Source organism: Ferrimonas pelagia, assembly GCF_039543565.1.
Lineage (GTDB): Bacteria > Pseudomonadota > Gammaproteobacteria > Enterobacterales > Shewanellaceae > Ferrimonas > Ferrimonas pelagia.
Genome location: NZ_BAABJZ010000003.1, coordinates 110,822 through 133,785, shown reverse-complemented (window position 1 = coordinate 133,785; position 22,964 = coordinate 110,822). Strand labels below are relative to the sequence as shown.

Genomic DNA, 22,964 nt, shown 5'->3' with positions numbered 1-22,964 from the left:
CTCGCTCATTGCGCACACAGTTAGGATTGGGTGCGGTCGGGCCGATCTCGGTCTGTCTGGCGGCACCCATGTACAATAAAACCAAGAGTAGGTAGTACTCGATATGAAGAAAGTAGCAACAGGTACCGCTTTATTGGCCGGTACCTCTGCCCTGGTCGGTTGCTCCGGCCCAGCGGCGGAAGTGGACGTGCAGGCATCTGCCGTAGAGCAGCAGCGTCCAAACATCATCTACATCATGAGTGATGACCACGCGGTTCGTGCCCTGAGCGCGTACGGCAGTGATCTGGCCGAGTTGGCGCCGACGCCAAACATCGATCGTATTGCTCAAAACGGTGCCCTGTTCACCAACTCCTTCGTGACCAACTCCCTGTGTGGCCCGTCCCGTGCGGCGATGTTCACCGGTAAGTTTGGTCATAAGAACGGCTTTAACTTCAACGGTCAGACCTTTGATGGCAGCCAGGACACCTGGATCAACCACCTGCACGACGCCGGTTACAACACCGCTGCGATCGGTAAGTGGCACATCAACGTGCTGCCAGATGGCTTCAAGCTGGACCACTGGGAACTGCTGAACGATCAGGGTGAGTACTACAACCCGGATTGGATCACCCCAGAGGGTGTGCACACTGAGCACGGCTACACCACGGACATGATCACCGACAAGACCATCAACTGGCTGGACGAGCTGCGCGATGAGTCCAAGCCGTTCGCGCTGATCATGCACCACAAAGCGCCGCACCGTAACTGGATGCCAGCGCCGCGTCACACCCGCACCTTCGAGAACGTCGAGTTCCCAGTGCCGGACACTTACTTCGATAACTGGGAAGGTCGCGAAGCGGCGAAGAACCAGGAGATGACCTTGTACCTGCACTCGCAGGAAGGTCACGATCTGAAGATGACTACTGGTGTTGGTGAGACCGAGTGGCGTCAGGATATCTGGCCACACCTGCGTGCGCGCATGACGGATGAGCAGCACAAAGAGTGGAACGACGCTTACCAAGCGCGCAACGACTACATGAACGCCAACGAGGCCAACTGGTCTGACGAAGAGATGGCGCTGTGGAAGTACCAGCGTTACATGCAGGACTACCTGGCCACCATCATTGCGGTGGATGAGTCCGTGGGTGAGGTTTTGGATTACTTGGAAGCCAATGGTTTGTCCGACAACACCATCGTGGTGTACACCTCGGATCAGGGCTTCTACACCGGTGAGCACGGTTGGTTCGACAAGCGCTTCATGTACGAAGAGTCTTTCCGTACGCCGCTGCTGATCCAGTACCCGAATCAGATCAAGCCAGGCACCGTGGTTGACTCCATGGTTCAGAACATCGATTACGCGCCGACTTTCCTCGAATACGCCGGTGTTGATCTGTACGACGACGTGGACGGTGAGTCGATGATCGACGTGATCAACGGCAAAACCGAAGAAGCCCGTGATGCTCTGTACTACCACTTCTACGAGTTCCCGGCGATCCACCAAGTGGGCCGTCACTACGGTGTTCGCGATGGTCGTTATAAGTTGATGCACTTCTACTTCCGTACCAACGACTGGGAGTTCTACGACCTGGAAAAAGATCCGAAGGAGATGAACAACGCCATCGATAACCCAGAGTACGCCGGTGAGATCAAGCGTCTGAAAACCCGCATGGCGGAGCTGAAGGATCAGTATGATGTGCCGCCAATGGATGAGTGGCGCAAGATGAACCTACGTGAGCACCGCTCGCCAAAAGCGAAGCTGCACAAGGTTTACCCAGAGAGCTTTGACGCGGACCGCAAGGTCGTCAAGGTGATCAAAGACTGAGTGAGCGCACAGGTTGATGAAACCTGATGGACTTCACTGACAGTGGGGGCGCATTTGCGCCCCTTTTTTCGGTTTTGCGGTGACTTGAACGAAACCGTGGAAACCGATGGCAAAGGGCCACTCCTTTTGCCATCGGTTGCTGAAACCCAATGTAAAAATAATGAATAAGAAACAATCAAAGGGGCTGCTATGACGGAGCGGGGCAAGAGAACGATAGGTGTATGGACAGCGATGTTCATGCTGTATGCCGCCAGTTATGGGCAGCCCTTGCAGGCCGCGGATGCAATGGCTGAGCTCTTTGCCGACGATTTTGAGCAGCATGAACTGGCCCGCAATGGTTGGCGAAGAGCGGGTCGCGCACCGGCGCAGCGCTCGGCAGAAGCGGCGTTTGACGGAGCGACGGGTGCCCTACTGCGTGAGGGCGCTGGCATGGTGCGAACGCTGGATGTGACCAACTTGCGTCAGGTGACGCTGGCGTACGATCGCCGCGCGGTTTCGCTGTCCGGCGAGGATCGCCTGCGGGTTGAATGGTCGGTTGATGGTGGGCCTTGGCAGCAGCTCGAGAGCACCCAAGACTCAACGTGGCAGCGCTCGCAGTTCCAGTTAGGGTTTGAGGCGAACCGCACCGCCCGCGTTCGCTTTGTGGTCAACTCACATCAGCCGCAGCATCAGGCCCATATCGATAACGTCCAGATCAGCGGTCTTAAGGCGACGGCCATCGTGCCGCAGGCCCAACTGGACAGTTGGCCGTTTGAGGGCCGGGCTGGACTGGTGGCGACGGCACAGCTGGCGGGAAGCTATGCGGTGGCGGATCCGCAGGAGCTCCGCATTGAGCTGCGTGACATTCGACAGGCCTCTTTGGCCGTGTTGCAGGCCCATCAGTTGCGCCAGGTGCTGCCCGAAGCGGACGACGAGAGTCGGCTGTGTGGCATGGCGCTGTCGAGCAGTGGTCGTCATCTGTTTGTTGGGATCTGTACCGGCGAGGGGCGAGAGGATGCGATCCTGGCGTACAACAGCAACACCCAAGCCTTGTCGTTGTTTGCCCGGTTGACGCTGACCGATCGTGCTGAGCAGCCCCAATTGGGCATGAGCTTCTATCAAGGCCAGTTGTTGGTCGGCACCCAGTCGGGGGTGCTGGCCTTGGACGCCAGCCCTAACGCAGTGGCGAGCGGCCAGCCCGCAGAGCTGCTGTGGCGCAATGAGATCCCGTCGCAAGGTGAGGGGATCTTGGGCTTGGCGGTGGATATGCCCGCCCAGATCCTCTATCTGCAAACCTCGACGGCGCTTTACCAGCGTCCGTTTGCCGATGGGGTCGTCAGCCAGATCCTGCACGGCCGGGATCTGCGTGATATTGCGTTTGCCCGCACCTATGGTGCAGAGGGGCAGGGGGGCCTGTATCTGTTGCAGAATGACGGGGCACAGGCGGAGATCCTGACCATTCCCACGGCCTTACTGCGCAGCGGCGAGGCGCTCAATGCGAGTGCTTACTTACCCTATGATCCGGCTCTGAGCTCGCTGGCCGCGACCGCGGATGGTCGATTACTGCTGGCGGATGGGGGAGCGAAGATCTTGTCCGATGGCAATGATCAGCGCTTGGGCTTTGATGATTGGCTGCGTGATGAGCTGCAACAATATATTGCGCTGGCTCACGTCGTCAGCGCTGCGCCTGCCGATGTGGCTTTCGCCAGCGACAAAGCGTTGATCGGGCCTGCCATGCTGATCTTGATCGCTGCCGACCGACTCTCCGTTGAGCCGCAACACGAAGTGGCGTTGCAACGTTTGGCCCTGCGTGTGCGAGAACAGGGTGCTGAATGGCTGAACATGGCCGCGCCCGAGGCGCAGTCGCCTTGGCTACTGCTGGTGCCAGCACTGTATCAAGCGGCGCAACACTATCCGCAGAATGAGATCCTCAACAGCGTGCAAGAGTGGCTCCGGCAGAGCGTACGGCAGGCGGAGATCGAATTTCAGCCTGAGGTTGCACAGCACAGCAGCGTCTATGGGGCGCTGATGGCCGCTCGCGATCCCTTGCTCGGTGCGGCTCAGATCGCGCGGGGGGATAAAACCGCTGTCAGCGAGACGGAGGGGCTCTTGGGCGAGGAGGTGCGCCAACCGATGACGTCGCTCGAAGCGGTGCTGAGCCGTTCGGCGCTGTTGCGTCATTTCGCCGAAGCGGCGGAACAGATCGATCAGAGCCGTCGTTATTACGCCATTGCGCAAGCGGAGGGAGAGGCTGCCGGGCTGCCCTATTTCTCCGTAATGGTTGGCGCTGGCGACGCATCGGCAGCACCAGGACAAGAACGGTCAGCGGCGCGCACGGGCTCCTCTCAGACGGACTTTTCCCTGGTGCTTGGGCTGGGTCAGTACGGCTTGATGCCACCTGTGGTGGGGGCCTACCAAGCGTACCGTGATGGCCGTCGACAAACCTTAGCTCTGGGGGAAAATGGCGAGCCTATCCAGTTGCTGTGGCGCGGGGCTGAGCCGTCGGCGGCACAGGGGCAGGCTCCTGAACTCGCGTCCTTGTGGCTCGGGGCCTGGGGTCTGGTGGAAGCGCTGCAACCGGGCGCGCTGGCACCGCTGCGAGAGGATTACTTCCGAGCCGAGCCTCAATTGGCGCTGAGCTCAGACGGCAGCGTGCGATTGCATTACTCCCAGCTGACGCCCCGCCGGGTTGTGGCGATAACACCCGACGATCGAGCCATCAGCTTTGGCTACCAGTTGAGTCCCTTTCACGTGGTTAACCCACACGCGTTTAAGGACTTTCGGGTGGAGCAACCCAAAGGGGAGCTGCTTGAACTGAATGATGTGACCGCGGCGAGCCCAGGCTTCATCAACCCAGATTTCAGTCAAGATCTCGATGGATGGACGACGTCGGCATCGAGCGGGATCGCAGTGGTGGATGGCGAGGGAGCCGGTTTGGTCGGCCCCGCTCTGCAGTTGCACACTTCGGCGGAGCAACGGGGGGCGTTGACGGTTTGCCAGTCGTTGTCGCTGGCGGCGGATCTGCCGCGAACCCGCTATCGGATCCGCGCCAACGGCTTGCTGCGGGATGGGATGGCAACCGATCAAGCCTTCTTGCGCCTGCAGTGGGTTGGACAGTCGAGCGGACAGCGCAGCGAGCCGCTCGATGGCGAAACCCCGCAACTGGAGTTTGTGCTGGAGACCATCAAGCCGAAGGACGCCAATGCGCTGCGCTTGTGCTTCGTTGCCCAGCAACGAGGCGAATCGCACCGCTTCCTATTCGACAATTTGTCGGTGGAGCGTTTGGGGGCTGAGGTCAAGCTGCGCAATGGCGATTTTAGTCAGGGATTGGCGCATTGGACCGTCTCCTCGGAGCAGATCCAATTGACCGAACCGGTGGAAGGAGAGCTTCCGGGAAAGCAGGCTCTGCGCTTTGAACTGCCAAGCGACAGTCAAGGCTGGCATTGGGCCCGTCGTGATCTCTATGTGGATAAGGAGCAGGATGGCACGCGCTATCGGTTCCAATTACGTTTGCAGGCGGCACCACTGGACGACGCTGAGTTTGAGATCCAGGTACTGGTGAAGGACGAAGCGGGGCAGACGGTTCGGCGCTATGAGCGCTTAGCACGTATCGAGTCGGAAGTGGATGGGCCGATCCGGTTTGAACTGCGTAAGCAACCGCAAGATGCGCACTACCAGCTGCTCCTGAGAATGCGCCGTGCTGAGCAGCCCGGCAGTGAGGTGGAGCGGGTGCTCATTGAGGAGCTGACGCTGATGAAGCAGCGTTAATCCCATTGCCAGACGATGACGGGGATCCTACGGGATCCCTTTTCGCGTTAATGGCGTGGTAGTGAAACGTAAACTTTGTGTGTGACGGCCTAAGCGTGGAGGGATCGGCGGTGCCGTGTGATGGCCTGAACGGCGCCTTGTCAGCGCTACGCTACGGCAAAGTATGTCCTTACTGCGCTGCTGTGTTTGCTACTGAGAACACTGGTTTCTCTACAAAGGAAACTCAGCAAAGATTTGTGCTTTGGCTCGCCTTTTTTGATGTTTAACAGTGTTGTTATTGCATCAATAAGGCTAGTATTGGCGGCCGCACTATGACGGTTAATTACTACAATAATCTCTTGGAGATAGCGCTTTGACCCTTCAGCAGGCCGCGAACGGCCCCCTCTCTCAAACTCAGGTTGAAAAGGAAGAAAATACCCTTTTCATCGTTCTGATCAGCTGTATCGCCGCGCTTGGTGGTTTTCTGTTTGGCTTCGACAGTGGCGTGATCAACGGCACCATCGATGGCTTGAGTCAGGCCTTTGGCGCGGACGACATCGGTACCGGTTTTAACGTGGCTTCCATGCTGCTTGGTTGCGCCTTCGGTGCGTTCTTTGCCGGGCGTTTGGCCGATACCTACGGCCGCAAAACCTTGCTGATCGCCGCGGCGCTGTTTTTCTTGATCAGTGCTTATGGCTCGGGTGCCGCACAAAGCTCCATGCAGTTTGTGTTTTTCCGGATCCTGGGCGGTCTTGCCGTTGGTGCGGCGTCGGTGATGACCCCGGCGTACATCTCCGAAGTGGCCCCAGCACGCTATCGCGGTACCCTGACCTCGATCCAGCAGGTGGCCATCGTCTTGGGCCTGTTTGCTGCGTTTTTGAATAACTACATCCTGGCCTCCTACGCTGGCGGCTCTACCGCCACCTTGTGGATGGATATCCTAGCCTGGCGCTGGATGTTCTGGATGGAGATGATCCCAGCGGCCCTGTTCTTTGTCGGCCTGTTGTTGATCCCGGAAAGCCCACGCTATCTGATGGCGATGCAGCGCAAGCAGCAGGCCGAAGGCGTGCTGGCTAAGCTGTACGGCAAGGTCACCGGCAAGAAGAAGGTGGATGAGATCGAGGCTTCCCTGGCGTCCGATCATCACAAAACCACCTTCCGTGATCTGCTCGATGGTGCAGGCAAGGTGAAGAAAGTGGTCTGGATCGGGATCGGTCTGGCCATGCTGCAGCAGCTGGTTGGTATTAACGTGGTGATGTACTACGGTGCCGTGATGTGGCAATCCGCCGGTTTCTCCGAGCAGGACGCCCTGTTGATCAACATCCTAGGTCCTATGGTGTCGATTGTTGCCTGTATCATCACCATCGCCTACGTCGATCGCATCGGCCGTAAGCCATTCTTGTACGTTGGCGGGATCGGCATGGGGATCATGCTGGCTATTTTGGCCTACGTCTTTGGCGTGTCCGAGGTGGCGGCCGACGGCACCTTGATCCTGGGCGACAACGGCGTGCTGGCGCTGGTCGCGGCCAATGCATACGTATTCTTGTTCAATATGACCTGGGGTCCGGTCATGTGGGTGATGTTGGGTGAGATGTTCCCCAACCAGATCCGCGGTACCGGCCTGGCGGTCGCAGGTTTGGCTCAGTGGGTGGCGAACTTCCTGATCACCATGAGCTTCCCTGTGATGTTGGCGGGTCTGGGTTTGGCCATGAGCTACAGCGTTTATGCCTTCTTCTCCTTTGCTGCGTTCTTGTTTGTCTTCAAGTTCGTCAAGGAAACCAAAGGCATCGAATTGGAAAAAATGACCGACAGCTGATGCACGACGGCGGAGCGTCTAGGCGCTCCGCCGTGACATCATTGGCTGGTCATTAAGTTGGAATACTATGGAACAGCATAAACACATCATCGTCGCTGATATTGGTGGCACCAATGCCCGCTTTGCGTTGGCACATAAAGTGGCTGGCGAGATCGCCATCGAGCATGTGAACCACTTTCCTAGCCGGGATTTTGCTTCGCTCGAGCAGGTTGTGCGTCATTACATGAGCACCTTGCCGGCAGGCATCGAATTGGATGGCGCCTGTTTGGCGGTCGCCGGGCCGGTTGGCGCGGAGACGGTATCGCTGACTAACCTCAACTGGCACGCTAATATCTGCGATATGCGCGGTCACTTGGGGCTGCCTAAGCTGAATGTGATCAACGATTTTGTGGCGTACGCTTACAGCATTCCCCTGCTGCCGGACGATCAGTTGCAAACCGTCAAGCCGGGTGACAGCGCCAAAGGTGCCCCTATGGTGGTGCTCGGCCCGGGTACCGGTTTTGGCGTCGCATCCCTAAGCCCTCGCGGCGACAAGTGGCAGCCCATCGCCTGTGAAGGCGGCCACATCAGTCTGGCGGCGACCAATGAGCGTCAGGCGGCCTTGATTGAGATCCTGCGTCGTCGTTTTGCCCACGTCTCGGTGGAAACCGTGCTGTGTGGCAATGGTCTGGTCAATCTGTACCGGGCCATGGGCATTTTGCTGTCGATGGACGCGCATTTGGAAACCCCGCCGGAGATCACCGCCGCGGCCCAAAGCGGCAACGATCCGCTGGCGCTGGAGACCCTGCGAGAGTTTTGCCGCTGGCTCGGCAGCGTGACGGCCGATATGGTGTTGGCCCAAGGCGCGCTGGGCGGGGCGTATCTGGGGGGCGGCATTTTGCCGCGCATCAAGGACTTTCTGCAGCAGAGCGACTTTACTCAGGCCTTTGGCCACAAAGGGGTCATGACCGGATATCTGGATCCGGTGCCGGTCTCGTTGGCACTGAAAAGCGATACCGCATTGATGGGCTCGGCGGCCTGGTTCTTTGATCACGGCTAACGCACTGTCACTGTTGAAAAAGGCAAAGCTTCGGCTTTGCCTTTTTTGTATCTATTGATTCGCTCTGCGTCTGTCCGGCTTGTGGCAGAGTGGCGCGCTGAGTTTGTTGCGAGGGTGGCGGCCTTGCGACCGGGAGTGAGTAGACTTTCAATGGGGACTTGTAAGTTGGCGCGAGATCTCACTTTGTGTAAATGTCGTAAATTATTAACGAATTGGATTTTTTAAACTTGGCTCGCGTTGTTCCAGTCGGTTACTTTAACTGGGCGAAATGTACCTTTCGCACCGCTTTAATGGTGCTCAACCGACCCAATAAGAGGACGGTGAGTTTAATGGTGCGGTGCGGGTATATCGAATGTCGAAAAAACACAAGGAATGCGGCTCACGGTGACGCGGCTGAACATTCCAACAGCGCAAAATAATAAGACAAGGTTCCCTAAAGAAGTATGGATATTGCACACGCCCCGATACCCCATCGGCTAACCAAAGCCATTCGCACGGCCCTATGGCTCAGTGCCGGCATGATGCTGACCGCCTGTGGCAGCAGCGATGACAATGACAAAATCGATCTCTGCCCGGAGGGAGATTGTGAAGCGGTTGTGCCGCTGCCGCCGGTCGATTGCGACGAAACCGCTTACGATTGCGAGACCGGAAAGCCGTTACCGCCAGAATGCGACGGAGACGACTGTGAAGACGGCGAGCCCGGCCCTGGCCCCGGTCCGACGCCACCTCCGGGTGAAGCGGGGATCGGCCTGAGCGACTGGGCATTTGAGACCGGCCAGAGTGACTGGGTGGCGGCCGCACAGGTGGCGGGCAGCTATGCGGCGGCCGATGGTCAGGCGCTGGCCATTGAGATCCGCGACATCAATGAGTCATTGACCGCAACCATCGATGCTGCCGAGATCCTGGCGCTGGTGCCCGAGGCGAACGTCAGCGACGGGGAGGGGATCTGCGCCATGACCTTCACCCCATCCGGTCGTTTCCTCTATTTCTCGGTCTGTGCCGGCGATGATGATGCGATCCTGGCTTACAACACCAATACCGACACCCTCTCCCTGTTTGATCGGCGCCCACTGAGCGCAGAGCCTGGCGCACGTTTGGGCATGAGCTATTTCCAGGGTGAACTGTTTGTTGGCAGTGACGCCGGGATCGTTCGATATCCGGCGACGCGCAACGCGGTATACGAGCAAGCGGGGTTGGGTCAGGGCGAGTTGATCGGCAGCGACAGTCCGGTGCGTGGCCTGGCGGTGGATATGGTGACAAAGACCCTGTACGCCAGCACTGACTTGGGCTTGTTCCGCATGGCGACGGACGGCAATGCGCTGCAGTCAGTTGCGTCACTGCAAGGGCTGGGCAGTCTCAGCATGGGCCGGATCTACGGCGCCGAGCACAGCGGTGGGCTGTTTATGTTGCAGCACAGCGGTGACGACAAGCAGATCCTACGCGTCGGCTTGGATGAACTGCGCAGCGGCGGCGCCGTGAGTCCCAAGCGTTATACCGCGCAGCTGGATGCGGCGGTAAGCGACATCGCCGCCACCGCCGATGGTCGCATGATGCTGGCTCAGGCCGATGTCCAGATGATGTATGAGAAAACGGATACTCGGCTGAGCTACGATGCCTGGCTGCACGATGAGCTGGATGGCTATAAGCAGGCGATCTTCAGTCTGGTGGAGGGCGATGGGATCGCCGGTACCAGTGATCTGATCGGCAAGCCCGGCATGCTGATGCGTAAGCTCGAAAAGGCCGGCGACAACCCCAACAAAACCCCCATCGCCGACAATGTTGGTTGGGCCCTGTTCCTGTTGATGGCGATCGATCAGGTGGCGCCGGATCCGGACATCGAGCGGGTGGTTGAGCTGCTTATCCGCACCCACGCTGGCCTGACCCCGGGCCATGGTGGTGAGCGCACCGTAGACGGCCACTTTGTGCGGGTTTATGCCAATGACGGCAAGCCCAACGCCAGCAATCCGCAGCCGCAGGTGTACGTCAGCATGAAGTATCTGCCGGCGGCGTATAAAGCGGCCGAGCTCTATCCGGACAATGAAAACCTGCAGCAGTACAAAGAGTATCTGCGTCAGTTGTTTAAGCGGGCAATGGATACGGTGCAGGCCGAGCAGCGGATCACCTGGACCAACGACGACTTTGGGCCGGTACCCACCGGTGGCAACGCGGCCAACCTGATGGCTAATGAAACCTGGATCTACGGCGACATTGGTGCCGCGCAGGACCCTTATGTAACCAGCGATTACGCCACGTACACCTATGATCGCGACAGCTTTAAGGTGGACAACTACATCAAGGGCGAGCCGGTGATCATGGCGTCCCACGCCGCCTTTATTGTGATGGGCGCGACGTTGATCCTCAACCACCACTTCTACGGCGATGGCTGGGTTGATCAGAACCACAACTACTATGGCCTGACCATGGCGGAAACCGACGACATGGGCGCGCCCTATTTTGCCGCCTTCTCCGCCGGTAACCACCCAGCGTGTCCGAGTCCGAATCCGGATGGAATGCCTTGTGGCGGCTACTACAACGATGGCCCGTCCGATCACCCCAACGATATCTTGCACTTCCCGGCGGTATTGGGCTTTGGTCAGCATCAGTACACCGCGCCCATGGTGGGCGGCTATATGGCGTACCGCGACGGCCGTCGCCAGCCGATGAACAATGCCTCGGGCGGTGAATCGATTGAGATGCTGACCCGCTGGTCGATGATGCACGACGACTTTGTGATGAGCTCCGTGGGCATCGCCGACTTCTGGTATGGTGGCATTGGCCTGGTGGAAACCATCTTGCCTGGCACCATCGATAAGTTGCGTGGCGATTTCTTCCGTCCGTATGTCGAGGAACAGGACGGCCAGTTGGTCTACTCCAACATGACGCCACGTCAGGTTGTCGGCATTGATGCGGACGGTTTGCGCACCGAGTATGGCTTCCAAATGTCGCCTTATACGCTGCCACGGACCCATGCCGAGTATGAGGTGCTCGATCCGCTCGGCGACTGGATCGAGCTGGACGATCTGGTCAACAAGCTGGATGGCAAGACGCCACGCTTTAGTAACCCAAGCTTTGCCAATGGCACCGCTGGGTGGACGGTACAAGGCAGCGCGGCTGTGATTGACGGGACCGGTAGTCACGCGGTGCAACTCTTCGGAGGGAGCGCCATTAGTCAACCGCTGGATGTGGCTTTGGCGCTGGATGGCTCCCGTTACATCGTCCATGCCTTGGTCGGTGCCAAGCAGGGCGAAGGGCAGCTCCGTCTGCGCTGGCGCGCTGACCCAGCGCTGAACAGCCCGGTGCTCGCGGAAACCTTCAGTGAGCCGGTGCAAGGCGACAGCGTCATGATGGCGCTGAAAACCGCAAAACCTGCGGGGGCTAACTATCTGCACATTGAGTTTGTCGCCAACAGCGGCAGCGTGACCTTCGAGAGCACGGCGGTGACCCTGCGCGGCGCGGCGCAGCCGATTGAGAATGGCGACTTTGCACAGGGACTGGATGGCTGGCAGGCCAGTAGCAGCGGCATTGTGTTGGTGACGGATCCCGATCTGGCCGTGAGCGGTGACAAAGTGATCCGCTTTGTGCGCAATGCCACGGCGACCAGTGCCGCCACATTGCAGCGAAGCTTCGATGTGTCAAACGATCCCGTCGGGACCCGTTACCTGTTCCGCTTCCATGCCGATGCGACTGAGCCGGATGCAAAGGACTTCAAGTTTGCGGTCAATCTGGAAGCCAAGGATGCAAACGATGAGCGAACCGTTTTGCGAAATGACGTGGGGGATGTTTTGCCGGGTCATTATGGCGAACGTACCTTCACCTATCGCAAGCGACCAGGTGATCACGCGGTGGACATCAGCATGGAGATGAAACGTTCAGGCAGTGATATCTCAGGCATGGCCCGGGTGTACATCGATGACTTCCGTTTGGACAAAGAACGTTTGTTCAAAGACGATGAATGCGTGGCGGATAGCCCAACTGGGTGTTTGCCATCGCTGCACCAGTAAGTTGAAGTTAACCTCATGATAAGCGGCCGCAAGGCCGCTTTTTTATTCTCTAGCCTGTGGCGCATAAAGGAGACTCAAAGTAAGGGCAGGTTGGATGCCAGAAGTGCGTCTAATTGCGCAGTCTGGGCGTCAGCAACAAGGCTGGTAATGACCGGGAACAACGGGCTGAAAGCCTGGGCCCACTCACCAAGCGTCTAAGTTAACCCATCAAAATGTAAAGGTAATTCAGTTTCCGATCCGGCTCTCAGCAATGCGGTGCGTGTCGCGTAGGCTGCTTGGTTTTGCAGTACTTTTTCATCGATCGGCCCTAAGTTTTTCCGGGCTGGCACCGGAGACAGCATGAGACAAGAGTGGATAGCGACGGCCTGTTTGGCCGCTGGAATAGCGATGCCGGTTGGGGCTGAGCCGGTGCCCACCAATGTGGTGCTGATCACGGCGGATGATCTGGGCTATGAGGTGTTCAGTCGTTTCACCGATGGCCTGCCGGATCTGACGCCTAACATGGATGCCTATGTCAAAGGCGGGGTGGCGTTTACGCACGCCCACTCCAACACCTCCATCTGCATGCCCAGCCGCTCCATCATGGCCACCGGATTGTATGGGATCAACTCTGGCATGATGGGCTTTGTCAACCTCAAGGACACCCGGATCCCGACCCTGATGGGGATGCTGAAGGCGCATGGGTATCAAACCGGGGTGTTGGGTAAGGTGTCCCACTCGACGCCGGAACTGGGTTATCAGTGGCACTTCGAGCGGGACTATGACGACTTAGGGGCCGGTCGCGATGGCCAGCTCTATGCCAAGTACACCACGGAGTTTATTGAGCAGAGTCAGGCGGCGGGCCAGCCGTTTTATCTGATGGTGAATTCGCACGATCCCCATCGAGAGTTTCACGATCCGGCCGATCCCATGTTGGAGGGGCAGGTGACCAAGCCTTCTAAACTGTTCTCTCCGGATGAGGTGGTGGTGCCCAGCTACCTGCCAGACATCCCACAAGTGCGGTTGGAGCTCAGTCACTACTACAACTCAGTGCGACGATTGGACGACAGCTTTGGCCTGATCATCAAGGCGATCGAAGACGCGGGCGTGGCGGATGACACCTTGGTGATGTTCCTGTCCGATAACGGCTCGGCGTTCCCGTTCGCCAAGGCCAACACCTACATGTTCTCAAGCCGCACCAAGTTCTTTGCCAAGTGGCCCAATGGCGGTATCCAAACCGACTACGTCGATGAAGACAACTTCATCTCCTTTGTCGACATTATGCCGTCGATTTTGGACGCCACTGGCATTGAGATCGACGCTGAGTTTGATGGCCAATCCTTTATCCCGCTGCTGCGCGGTGAGGATCAGGCCGGGCGCGACTGCGTCTATACCCAGATCGACTACAAGATGGGGGGACCCGCGACGCCGATGCGTGCGATCCAAGATAAGGCGTTTATCTACATCTTTAATCCCTGGAGTCGCGAGGGGGCCAACTACAACAATGGCAACGAGGGGCAGATCATTACGGCGATGCAGGCTCCAGGCGACGACCTTCAGTTGGAGCGGGTACGGATGTTCCGCGAGCGGGCAACCGAGGAGTTTTACGACTTGAGCCAGGATCCCGGCAGTTTGAATAATCTGATCGACAACCCGGAGTATCAAGCCAAGATCAGCGAGTATCGCCAGAAGCTCAATGATTGGATGGTCGCGCATAAGGATCCGGTCCTGCCGATGCTGGCGCACCGCGACGATCCCCAACAAGCGTTATCGCTGCTCAAATCCGACTATCCGGACAAGTTCAGCCTGATGCCAGAGCAGCAGTTACAGCAGGTCAAAGCCCGTCAGGCGGAGAACCGGGCTCGCAGAGCCAAGGCGCAAGCGCAGCGCCAGCAGAACTAGCGTCTCAATCCCCATTCAGGCTTTTCTAGCCCTGCGGTCATAGGATCGTGGGGCTTTTTGCTGTGGCTTGTTGGGGGCAACCGCGAACGCTGCTCATGGTGTGGCGTAAGGACGGCTTACGCCTCGAGGCGGTGGTCGAGCGTAGGGCGGCATTAGCCGCGAAGCGCGCGTAATCCGCCATGAGGTGGGGCATTGAAATGCGCTCCGTCTTTTCCTTGAGATCGCACGGCAGCATCTATTCAACACCGTGCGCAAAGAGCCGCGCTAATGCTGCCCTACCACAGACAGTGTTTCCCCACCAACGAGCGGCAGCGGACGCCCCACTATTGTCATTCAAACTCTCTGAACGGAAAAAGCTCTGTTTGCCATGATCAGTGAAGCTCGCACCCAAAGTTACGAATAGACGCCCCAATCACTGAGATGATTACCGGTTTATTTTCGAACTTTTGGGTCTTTTGAGTTCAAAACGAACACTCAGGGCTTGCCCACAGGCTCTCAATATTGGATTCGCCGGACTCAATTCGCGTGCTGTACCAGCAGGAGGTTGAGTAATGAAATCAGTGCATTTAAACAAATACAGTGCTTTCGTCGGTATTGATTGGGCTGACCAAAAACACGATATCTGCGTGCAATTAGCAGAATCAGATGAGCGAGAGTTTTCTCAGATCGGCAGTTCTCCAGAGTCGATTTCAGCATGGCTCGAAGAGCTTCATCTGCAGTGCCAAGGTAAGATCGCGATTGCTGTTGAGCTCAAGCAAGGACCCATCGTTTATGCGCTTCAGCAGTTTGATTACGTCACTATTTTCCCTGTTGAACCAACCACTTTAGCGCGTTACCGCGAAACGTTTTCACTGAGTGCGGCCAAGGATGATCCCACCGACGCGCAATATGCGCTTGAGCTAATGCTGCGCTACCCAGATAAAGTGAAGCCTTTGGAGTTGGAACGTGAAGAGCTCAGGACACTGAAGCGACTGGTTGAATCACGTCGAAAGTTCGTCAACGATCGTCGTCGACTGGCCAATCGATTGATTTGCTGCTTAAAGCATTATTACCCCCAAATCCTGGAACTGTTTGCTCACCGCGATACCGACCTATTTTGTGAGTTCATACTCCGCTGGCCATCACTTCAATTCGTTAAAGCCGCTCAAAAGCGTACCATTCGGCACTTCTTCAATAAACGAGGTGGTCCGTGTGTACCCCGAACTGAACTGCGTATCCAAGCGCTGTATCAGGCCAGAGAGCTCACTGACGATTGGGCAGTACTGATGCCCCACCAATTAGAAGCCATGGCACTAGCGGGCCAGTTACTGCACCTTTCCAAGGCGATCCGTATTTACGACAAAGAGGTAAAAGCACTCTTCAACACGATGCCAGACGCCGAACTATTCGGGTCTTTGCCCGGTGCTGGGGCCTGCTTGGCACCACGATTACTGGTTGCCTTTGGTGAAAAGCGAGAACGGTTTAGCTCTGCTGAAGATGTTCAACAATTAGCGGGGATAGCTCCAGTAACGCAACGCAGCGGGAAGAAGTGTTGGGTTCACTTCCGTTGGCAATGTTCGAAATTCGTGCGCCAGTCTTTTGTTGAATGGGCAGAGAAGTCTGTGAACTACTCCACTTGGGCCTGTGCTTATTATCAACGCTCGAGGGCGGCTGGGAAACCTCACCAAGTCGCGGTAAGGGCATTAGCCTTTAAGTGGATACGGGTACTGTATCGCTGCTGGAAATCCCACACTCTTTACGACGAGGAGCGTTACGTACAACAACTCCAATTACGAGGATCTCCGCTTGTAACCGGTTGATGCTGAGTTGACGAATGCCTCAGGGCATGAACCAGCCATTGGCCATTTCAATTTATCCGATCCCTTGAAACCTTGCTGAGCCTTAGAAACCGGTCGCCCTTCAGTAGGTGGCAGGCATCTTGCCGCAGTTCTCGCGGATATAGCAAAACACCGCATCGAAGGTGTCATAGTTGGCGACGCAACGTATCGACTTACCCTCACGGGTTTGAATCACCAGATCGACAGCCACCAAGTTCGATAGATAATTCGACAAGGTCGATCCCTTGATCTCCAGCCGATCCCTCAGTTCACCCACGGTAATGCCTTCCAACCCCACATCCGACAACACCTGAAAAACCCGTAATCGCTCAGGGTGACCTAACTCTTTCAATACTTTCGCACTTTGTACCGAATCCACGATTTTGCCTCTGGTTGAAACAAGCAGTTACCGCATTCTAACACAAATCATATTTTCATGAATTGTTGACATGACAATTTCAAGGGAATAGAATTCGCCCACCTAACGATTCAAGGTTTCATGAAACATAGAAATCGATGGGGATCGTCTCCTTTTTACACATTAAGTGGTAGACCATGAACGCAGAATTTATTGTCATGCTGAAAGACGCAGCCTATATGTCCCTCTATTTGGGCGCACAATTAACCGTCTTATTCTTTCTCTTTAGCTACTTTGTCGGGTTGATCCAGCAGTTCTTACCCCCGGAAAAAGTGAAGAAGTTGATGGGTAACGAACGGGGCTATGTCATTGCCGCCTTACTTGCGGCCATCACCCCATTTTGCTCCGCGAGTACCATCCCGTTTTTAAAAAGCCTGTTCAAATCGCAGGTTCGGTTTGGCAACATCATGACGTTTTTGATCGCCAGTCCGTTGCTAAACCCAGTGGTGTTCGGCCTGCTGACCCTGAACTTTGGCCTTAACACTTCAGTGATGTTCTTCTTGGTTGCGCTAAGTGTTTCCGTCAGCGCAGGCTACCTATTAGAGAAGTTTGGCTTTGCCGATCAGGTCAAAGACGCCGTGTTTGATGGCCGCGAAGAAAGCGTCACTTGCAGCCGAACCTGTGGCAGTGCTGTGACAAAAGAAAACCTGTTCATTCGTGTGGGCAAAAACGCCTTCTATGACTTTAAGAAAGCCTTTCCCTACTTGATGATCGGTGTCGCCGTCGGTGCGTTCGTCTATGGCTTCGTACCAACCGAAGTCATCACCCGCGTCGCCGGTGATCACAACCCACTCGCCATCCCTGTGGCAGCGTTTATTGGCATTCCGCTCTACTTGACGGTTGAGTCGCTGATCCCACTGAGTTCAGTACTGATCGCCAAAGGCATGAGCATGGGCGCATTGCTTGCGCTGATCGTCGGCAGTGCCGGTGCCAGTCTGACCGAAGTGATCTTGTTGAAGTCTCTGTTCAAGAATAAGTTGATTGCCGTGTTCCTGCTGGTGGTATTCACCATGGCGATCTCAACCGGACTGTTATACAACTTGGTGGCTTAACGGGTGTTGGCGACGGCGTCGCGGACGTTGAGTGTATGTGCTGGCCGCATGGGCGGTGCTAACGCTACCGGTGACGACTCCGACATCAATAAGCCTGACGGCCCTGACGGCGGAGGCAAGGACAGCGACAGTGGTTCCCTTAGCTTGTTCGACCTGCTCAGCATGATGACCATTGCTGGTCTGCGCCGCCGTCGCGGCTAAGTCTGATGCCTAGTTCCAAAGCCCGCATTACGCGGGCTTTGTTACATCTGCTGAATGACTCCTTTTGGCGCCCTTCCGGGCAGTTGCTCTTGCTCTTCCTAGGCACTCGCAGCGCAGCGTTCCTAAATAACTGATCCTAATTGTGCTCTACTTTCTGCAATCCATGACCACCACCCGGGAATGGTGAGGCTTTGTTCATAAAGTACTTCACCCGCCTGATTAGTTGCCACATGTGCTTGCACCGATGATTACGCGTGATGGTTTCATGCAACGCATGCCAGAGCTGCTCGATTTTGTTAACCCAAGGCGAGTACACCGGCTGGAACAGCAGTACAAACTTGGGGTTCTTTGCCAACCATCGCTGTGTTTTCTTGCTCTTGTGGATGATGTAATTATCAACGATCAGCGTGATGCTTTTCGCTCGTCGATACTGCCGCTTTAACAGCTTCAGCATCGACAAAAACAAGTCTGAATTCTTACTGGCACCTGCTACATAAGACACGCGTCCGGTGCCAGCATGCAGAGACCCTGCCAGGTAGTGCTTTTCATTCTTTCCTGGAGTCGCAACCCGCTTTTGCTTGCCGCGTTCCACCCAGTCAGCACCTAGCTTGGGGTTGAGATGGATATCGACCTCATCCTCATAAAAGACTGGATGGTCGACACTGCATTTCTCCAACGCCTCACGGATACGTGCCAGTTTTTCGGCCTTGTGAGGATCCCGAATATGCAGTGTGGGCGCGGCTCTGCGCCAGACAATCCCCAGTTTAGGGAGCCAACGGCGCAGTGTTGAAGAGTGCACTTTGAGGTCGAAGAAGCGGTTAACTTCGATAGCCATAAGCTCTGTGCTCCAGCGCGACCGCTGATAACCAATATCTTGAGGTGAAAACTGCAGCTACGTCTTGAGCAATGCGGCTATCTCTACGAAAGGCAGGCGGGATGTCCGCCCCCTCGTGGACGACTCCAAGCCCTCCAGTCCAGACTCGGTATACCAAGTGACCCAACGATTAATTGAAGATCGCGCTGCAGCCAAAAGCCTTGAGACCGAGGTGACTGTATGGCCTTCGGCCAACAGTCTTATGGCGGTCAATCGTCTTGCTTCATCCTTGTCCTTGGTTTTATGTAGCTTTTTGATGATCCGGCGTCGCTCAGAACGGTCTGGCAGTGTTAGCATCATGGGGCTCGGCTTCCTTGTCGAACTTTTCTTTTTGGCGATTGATCAGACCGCACAATGGAAGCCGAGTTCCCTCCACATCTGAGAACTCAGTGATCTACATTTCGGAATAGTTATTTAGCACACAACGTAAAAAGAGCCCCGCTAATAAAAGCGTGGCTCTTTTGGGATAACAACAGAAGCCATTTATCGCAACCGGTTTAGATCACAGTTACTTTATTGACTAAACATCTCGCCAGGACGAACTACAGTGCTGCGGTAGCCAGGCTCATGCTTCAGCAATGCCTTGATTTTGAACTCAACCATAACTTCATTCGTGTCTGGATTTACCTCAGTAATGTAGTGCTCAGGCGCTTTATCACCTTCCAATAAGCCTACTGATGCTGAGGCATTAAACATGGTTTTATGATCTTCCTGCCACTCGGTGAGGGACGTAATTGGGCTGTACCACTCGTAACCCCGCTCCTTACCGTACTCCCAGGTTTGCTGGACCGTCATCTTCTTGTCGTTAATCTTATACTCTACGCCACGTGAGTATTTCATGGTCTGCATCGGAGGCTGAGTCAAACCGCGACCATCACCATTATCAAAGACTGTTACGGTTCCACGCTCAGGCACTGGCCAAGCCGTGTGCTGAGTCCAAGTCCAGTCAAAATCGCCCTCACAGCCTGCATCGTCACACTTTAGGGCCTTCCCTTTGCTATTAACTGGTTTTAGCACCTTTGATGCTAACTCACCTTGCCAGCCAGCGGGAGTACCAAGTATCCACTTAACCTCATCATCCCGGCCGATCTTGATAACCGCGGACTGGTGACGGGAGCTGATAATGATGCTGTCATCATCCGCATCATAACCTACCGCATTCACGTGGAGCCAGTTGCGGCCGGTCCCAACGCCTGCAAGATCCCCATAAGGTTCGTTAGCGAGGTCCTCGATAGTCATCGTCTTGCCGGACTGATCCATGTCGACATTGAGGCACACTGCGCCCATGTCCAGCGAGGTCAGCACGGAGTCACGCATCGGATCCAATATCTGATTGAAGTCCCACTCTTTTACAATGTCACCATTTGAGTTGACTTCAATCACGTGATCGCGAATGGTGTCGACGTAGTTACCGTCCGGCAACAGGTAATCTTGTTTGCCGACACGAATCAGGAGGTTGCCATTAGGCATCTCGGTGATCTCGTGTGAGAAGCCGATGTAGCCCTTAGGCAGTTCTCGTCGGAAAGATTGCTTACCGAGGAAATCATATTTCGCGTAATAAGGACGCAGAAAACCAGGATGGTCATCAAACATCGTACCTTGGCCAAATATCAGCTTGCCGTCACGCGTCTGTTTAAAGGACATGGATCCACCAGGGCGATCGTAGATCACATCAGCGCGCATATGCCACCGAACTTCGCCTTGGGTGTCGATGATATTTTGGGTGGGGATCCAGTCCCATTTGTCGCGAATATTTGGCGTGATGACTTGCCCGTCGACCAGGTAGAACCGGTCCTCAAAGCCTTCTTTCACAACGACAGGCTCATACTCGTACTGCGTACGGTCTTGGCCATCAATATGGATATGCGGAAGGGCACTGGTCCGAATTTTATAGGTTTCGGACTGTACCTTGCTACCAAGCTTGTACTTCACCTCAACCACATTGAGATGATCCTCATACATGCCAAATACCGGAATGCCATTATGGGTCAAGATCTGGCCATCACTAACTTTGTAATTGATGTCGATCCCTTTTTTCCCCTTACCCTTAACGGTTACTGAGACATTCGAAATCTTCTGACCACCGAGGTCAATAACTGCAACCAATGGGCTAAAATTATAGGGATCTACATAAACGTAGCCCAACTGGCCTTGTGGAACTGCTGTAGACGCAGTTCCAGGCAGATCGCCACCAGCGAATGCAGGCGCAACCAGGCCAGGCGAACAACATAGAGCAAGAGCAACACACAATTTCAAGGATGATTTTTTGATCATTGGTTATATTTCCGATTTGTTAGTGCTTAGAAGTTATATTGAAGCGAATACATGAATGCATCATGATACCCAGCTATGCCAAGATTATTGTTAGCATATCGATAACCGATGCTCGCGGATAAGTTTGCGGGTAGAAACCAACGGATGGCGACAAGTCCGTTAAAACCGAAATCTTTTTCATCACCTGATATAGCTAAATAATTTTTATCACGCCCCCAGAAATGTTCTTGCCAGTATGTAAACTTAAAATCCTGGCCTCCAATGCTGAAGCCGCGATCTATTTGGGTAAACTGATAACCACCGTTTAGGCCCCCTTTGAAACTACGATCAAAGTTCTTGTAATCGGCATTTACAATGTGGGCGGCGAGTGCTAACTGAATATCCCAACCGTACATATCATGAAGCCAGCTGAACCCAAGTGTTGTATTGGTTTCCGACCAACGTGGTTTAGTCTTATTAAAAACCTGACCGTAATAGTTGAATCCAGTTTCGCCTATCGCTATTTGTCCAACCAAGTTTATCTCTGAACTAATCATATCAGAGTCCTCGAAATCTTCGAGTTTTACATGACCGTAAACATCTCCCCAATCTGTAGCGTTATAGCCTTTGAATTTCACAAAGCTATTTTCACTTTTCATTTTTCCGAAGTTTTCTTCAGCTTTTGTTCCCCAATCCATAATTCCCACTTCAGTCGCTACCATGGCGGCGGAACTAGAAAATGAAATAAGAAGAGCCATTGTTAACGGATAATAACCTTTTGCCATTCGATTCGCCTATTTTGACTGTGTTGCCGTTGACTTACATATTAGCCCTTACCGCATTGAACATTATGAGAACTATATGGGGAAATTGATGATGAAACCTGCCATCACAAAGGAAATGTTTTCACAAAATAAGTGACCTAGGCGACAAACCCACGTCGTGACAATGATCCTTGAACCTGTGGATTTCTGAGCTTTGTTACATATATAAGCCTAAACCAAACACAAGACAGAATGTGGTGTTAGCATGAGTTAAACTCGACCAGTGGATTGTCAGGTGTGGAATCAAAAACATTAAGAAACCGAAGAATACTCGATTTTGCAAAGATAGAAATGAGAAAATCCGGAAGGAGCAATGTGAGCTTCAACACCTTAGCATCAAGTGTCGGGTGTTCGGTCAATACTATTTATTCTGAATTCATCAACAAGGATGACTTAGCGCTTGCTTTGTTTAACAGATATTTTGCAAAATGGGGGGTAGAACTTTTTGCACTGTCTTTCCAGTGCCCTGCAGATTATTTATCTCGCTTTATTCTGCCACATTACATAGGGGCCGTTCACCAAGACGATGAGTACGAAAGCCTAGGCTTGGGCGCCATTGGTGCGGACAGTAATGTATGGGAAAGAGCTTCACCTAAGCGCTTACTTATCACGCGAAAGCTTTTCTCTATATGGAAGAGGCAACAGTATGATTACCTAGTGCAAGGTCGCCTCATGGGATTAATAAAAGGCAGTGAAAAGAACATTTGGGACGTCATTTCCATGCTATCTGTAATTGAACGTGGGTTCAGCATACTGTCTCTCAACCCAATGCTCTCAGATGAAATAAGATCTATTAACAGCCCGTATATTTGTGATCAGTTTGCATGTGCCATGGCACAACTTCAGCCAGCAGACAGTCCCATTTCCTTCGATTTTGAATCCATTAAAAAAAATGCTGATGCCATTGTTGGCAATCTCGAAGGTTTTGACCCTGACTCATATATTGAATCGATTGAGCGTTCCATATGATGAATGAGCCGTATCATAGCTTGAACCTTAAGCATTTAGATGCTTCCAAATAGCCTATAAATAAAATCTAACAAGACACAACATCCAATAACATCCAACAAGGCACCAACAACATCTCGAGACACCCATGATAGTGGCAAGCCAAATAGCAGAATTCGCTATAGCCGCCCATCATACACTGGACCTTAAGCCGATACCCCCTCGTAAACTCCCTGCAAAGTCCCGCTGAGTCTGGACTTTGCTTGGGGGGCCCTTCGGCAGTTTGTTGCGATAAACTCGACCGCCCAAGCCA

General features: G+C 54.6%; 13 protein-coding genes and 1 pseudogene. 10 read left to right on the top strand and 4 right to left on the bottom strand.

The genetic code is table 11. From position 1 onward, the window contains the following. Positions 1-103 precede the first annotated feature (103 nt). From ABEA08_RS01040 to ABEA08_RS01010, 7 genes are all read left to right on the top strand, one after another. Positions 104-1,801: a sulfatase family protein gene (locus tag ABEA08_RS01040; protein WP_345332357.1), complete on the top strand. Its 1,698-nt coding sequence runs from the start codon at positions 104-106 to the stop codon at positions 1,799-1,801. Between the two features lie 231 nt (positions 1,802-2,032). After that, positions 2,033-5,548, top strand: coding sequence for a hypothetical protein (locus ABEA08_RS01035; protein WP_345332354.1), 3,516 nt, complete (start codon positions 2,033-2,035; stop codon positions 5,546-5,548). A 352-nt stretch (positions 5,549-5,900) separates the two neighbouring features. After that, entirely contained in the window at positions 5,901-7,343 is a 1,443-nt protein-coding gene (locus ABEA08_RS01030) for a sugar porter family MFS transporter (RefSeq protein ID WP_345332351.1), read from the top strand. 67 nt (positions 7,344-7,410) lie between these two features. Then, a complete protein-coding gene (gene glk / locus ABEA08_RS01025) occupies positions 7,411-8,382 on the top strand; it encodes a glucokinase (RefSeq protein WP_345332348.1) in 972 nt (323 codons plus the stop codon). 443 nt (positions 8,383-8,825) lie between these two features. Beyond that, positions 8,826-12,383 (top strand): hypothetical protein, encoded by a 3,558-nt coding sequence (locus ABEA08_RS01020; protein ID WP_345332345.1) that lies wholly within the window; start codon positions 8,826-8,828, stop codon positions 12,381-12,383. A 339-nt stretch (positions 12,384-12,722) separates the two neighbouring features. Further along, the gene (locus ABEA08_RS01015) at positions 12,723-14,264 is read left to right on the top strand and encodes a sulfatase family protein (protein WP_345332342.1); all 1,542 of its coding nucleotides are present in this window, start codon (positions 12,723-12,725) and stop codon (positions 14,262-14,264) included. Positions 14,265-14,815: 551 nt separating this feature from the next. Further along, a complete protein-coding gene (locus ABEA08_RS01010) occupies positions 14,816-16,063 on the top strand; it encodes an IS110 family RNA-guided transposase (RefSeq protein WP_345332339.1) in 1,248 nt (415 codons plus the stop codon). Positions 16,064-16,163: 100 nt separating this feature from the next. Here the strand turns inward: ABEA08_RS01010 and ABEA08_RS01005 are convergent, their stop codons facing one another. Continuing rightward, positions 16,164-16,460: an ArsR/SmtB family transcription factor gene (locus tag ABEA08_RS01005; RefSeq protein ID WP_345332336.1), complete on the bottom strand. Its 297-nt coding sequence runs from the start codon at positions 16,458-16,460 to the stop codon at positions 16,164-16,166. A 176-nt stretch (positions 16,461-16,636) separates the two neighbouring features. Between ABEA08_RS01005 and ABEA08_RS01000 the strand changes: the two genes are divergently transcribed. Then, positions 16,637-17,551, top strand: coding sequence for a permease (locus ABEA08_RS01000; protein WP_345332334.1), 915 nt, complete (start codon positions 16,637-16,639; stop codon positions 17,549-17,551). 27 nt (positions 17,552-17,578) lie between these two features. Further along, positions 17,579-17,752: a hypothetical protein gene (locus tag ABEA08_RS00995; protein WP_345332332.1), complete on the top strand. Its 174-nt coding sequence runs from the start codon at positions 17,579-17,581 to the stop codon at positions 17,750-17,752. Positions 17,753-17,888: 136 nt separating this feature from the next. On the opposite strand, the pseudogene ABEA08_RS00990 reads toward ABEA08_RS00995, so the two are convergent. From ABEA08_RS00990 to ABEA08_RS00980, 3 genes and pseudogenes are all read right to left on the bottom strand, one after another. After that, positions 17,889-18,926: pseudogene (locus ABEA08_RS00990) on the bottom strand (IS630 family transposase). A 213-nt stretch (positions 18,927-19,139) separates the two neighbouring features. Continuing rightward, complete coding sequence (locus tag ABEA08_RS00985) at positions 19,140-20,900, bottom strand: aryl-sulfate sulfotransferase (protein ID WP_345332330.1); 1,761 nt, start codon at positions 20,898-20,900, stop codon at positions 19,140-19,142. Between the two features lie 26 nt (positions 20,901-20,926). Next, positions 20,927-21,664 carry an outer membrane protein OmpK gene (locus tag ABEA08_RS00980; protein ID WP_345332327.1) on the bottom strand — a complete coding sequence of 246 codons (738 nt, stop codon included), beginning with the start codon at positions 21,662-21,664 and terminating at the stop codon, positions 20,927-20,929. A gap of 354 nt (positions 21,665-22,018) precedes the next feature. On the opposite strand from ABEA08_RS00980, the gene ABEA08_RS00975 reads away from it, so the two are divergent. Beyond that, positions 22,019-22,672, top strand: a complete 654-nt coding sequence (locus ABEA08_RS00975) for a TetR/AcrR family transcriptional regulator (RefSeq protein WP_345332325.1) — start codon at positions 22,019-22,021, stop codon at positions 22,670-22,672. Positions 22,673-22,964: the final 292 nt, after the last annotated feature.

What these genes read in the sequence shown, in the direction of transcription:
- ABEA08_RS01040 (WP_345332357.1), top strand. Translation starts at nt 104, where the DNA reads ATGAAGAAAGTAGCAACAGGTACCGCTTTATTGGCCGGTACCTCTGCC.
- ABEA08_RS01035 (WP_345332354.1), top strand. Translation starts at nt 2,033, where the DNA reads ATGTTCATGCTGTATGCCGCCAGTTATGGGCAGCCCTTGCAGGCCGCG.
- glk (WP_345332348.1), top strand. Translation starts at nt 7,411, where the DNA reads ATGGAACAGCATAAACACATCATCGTCGCTGATATTGGTGGCACCAAT.
- ABEA08_RS01020 (WP_345332345.1), top strand. Translation starts at nt 8,826, where the DNA reads ATGGATATTGCACACGCCCCGATACCCCATCGGCTAACCAAAGCCATT.
- ABEA08_RS01015 (WP_345332342.1), top strand. Translation starts at nt 12,723, where the DNA reads ATGAGACAAGAGTGGATAGCGACGGCCTGTTTGGCCGCTGGAATAGCG.
- ABEA08_RS01010 (WP_345332339.1), top strand. Translation starts at nt 14,816, where the DNA reads ATGAAATCAGTGCATTTAAACAAATACAGTGCTTTCGTCGGTATTGAT.
- ABEA08_RS01000 (WP_345332334.1), top strand. Translation starts at nt 16,637, where the DNA reads ATGAACGCAGAATTTATTGTCATGCTGAAAGACGCAGCCTATATGTCC.
- ABEA08_RS00985 (WP_345332330.1), bottom strand. Translation starts at nt 20,900, where the DNA reads ATGATCAAAAAATCATCCTTGAAATTGTGTGTTGCTCTTGCTCTATGT.
- ABEA08_RS00980 (WP_345332327.1), bottom strand. Translation starts at nt 21,664, where the DNA reads ATGGCAAAAGGTTATTATCCGTTAACAATGGCTCTTCTTATTTCATTT.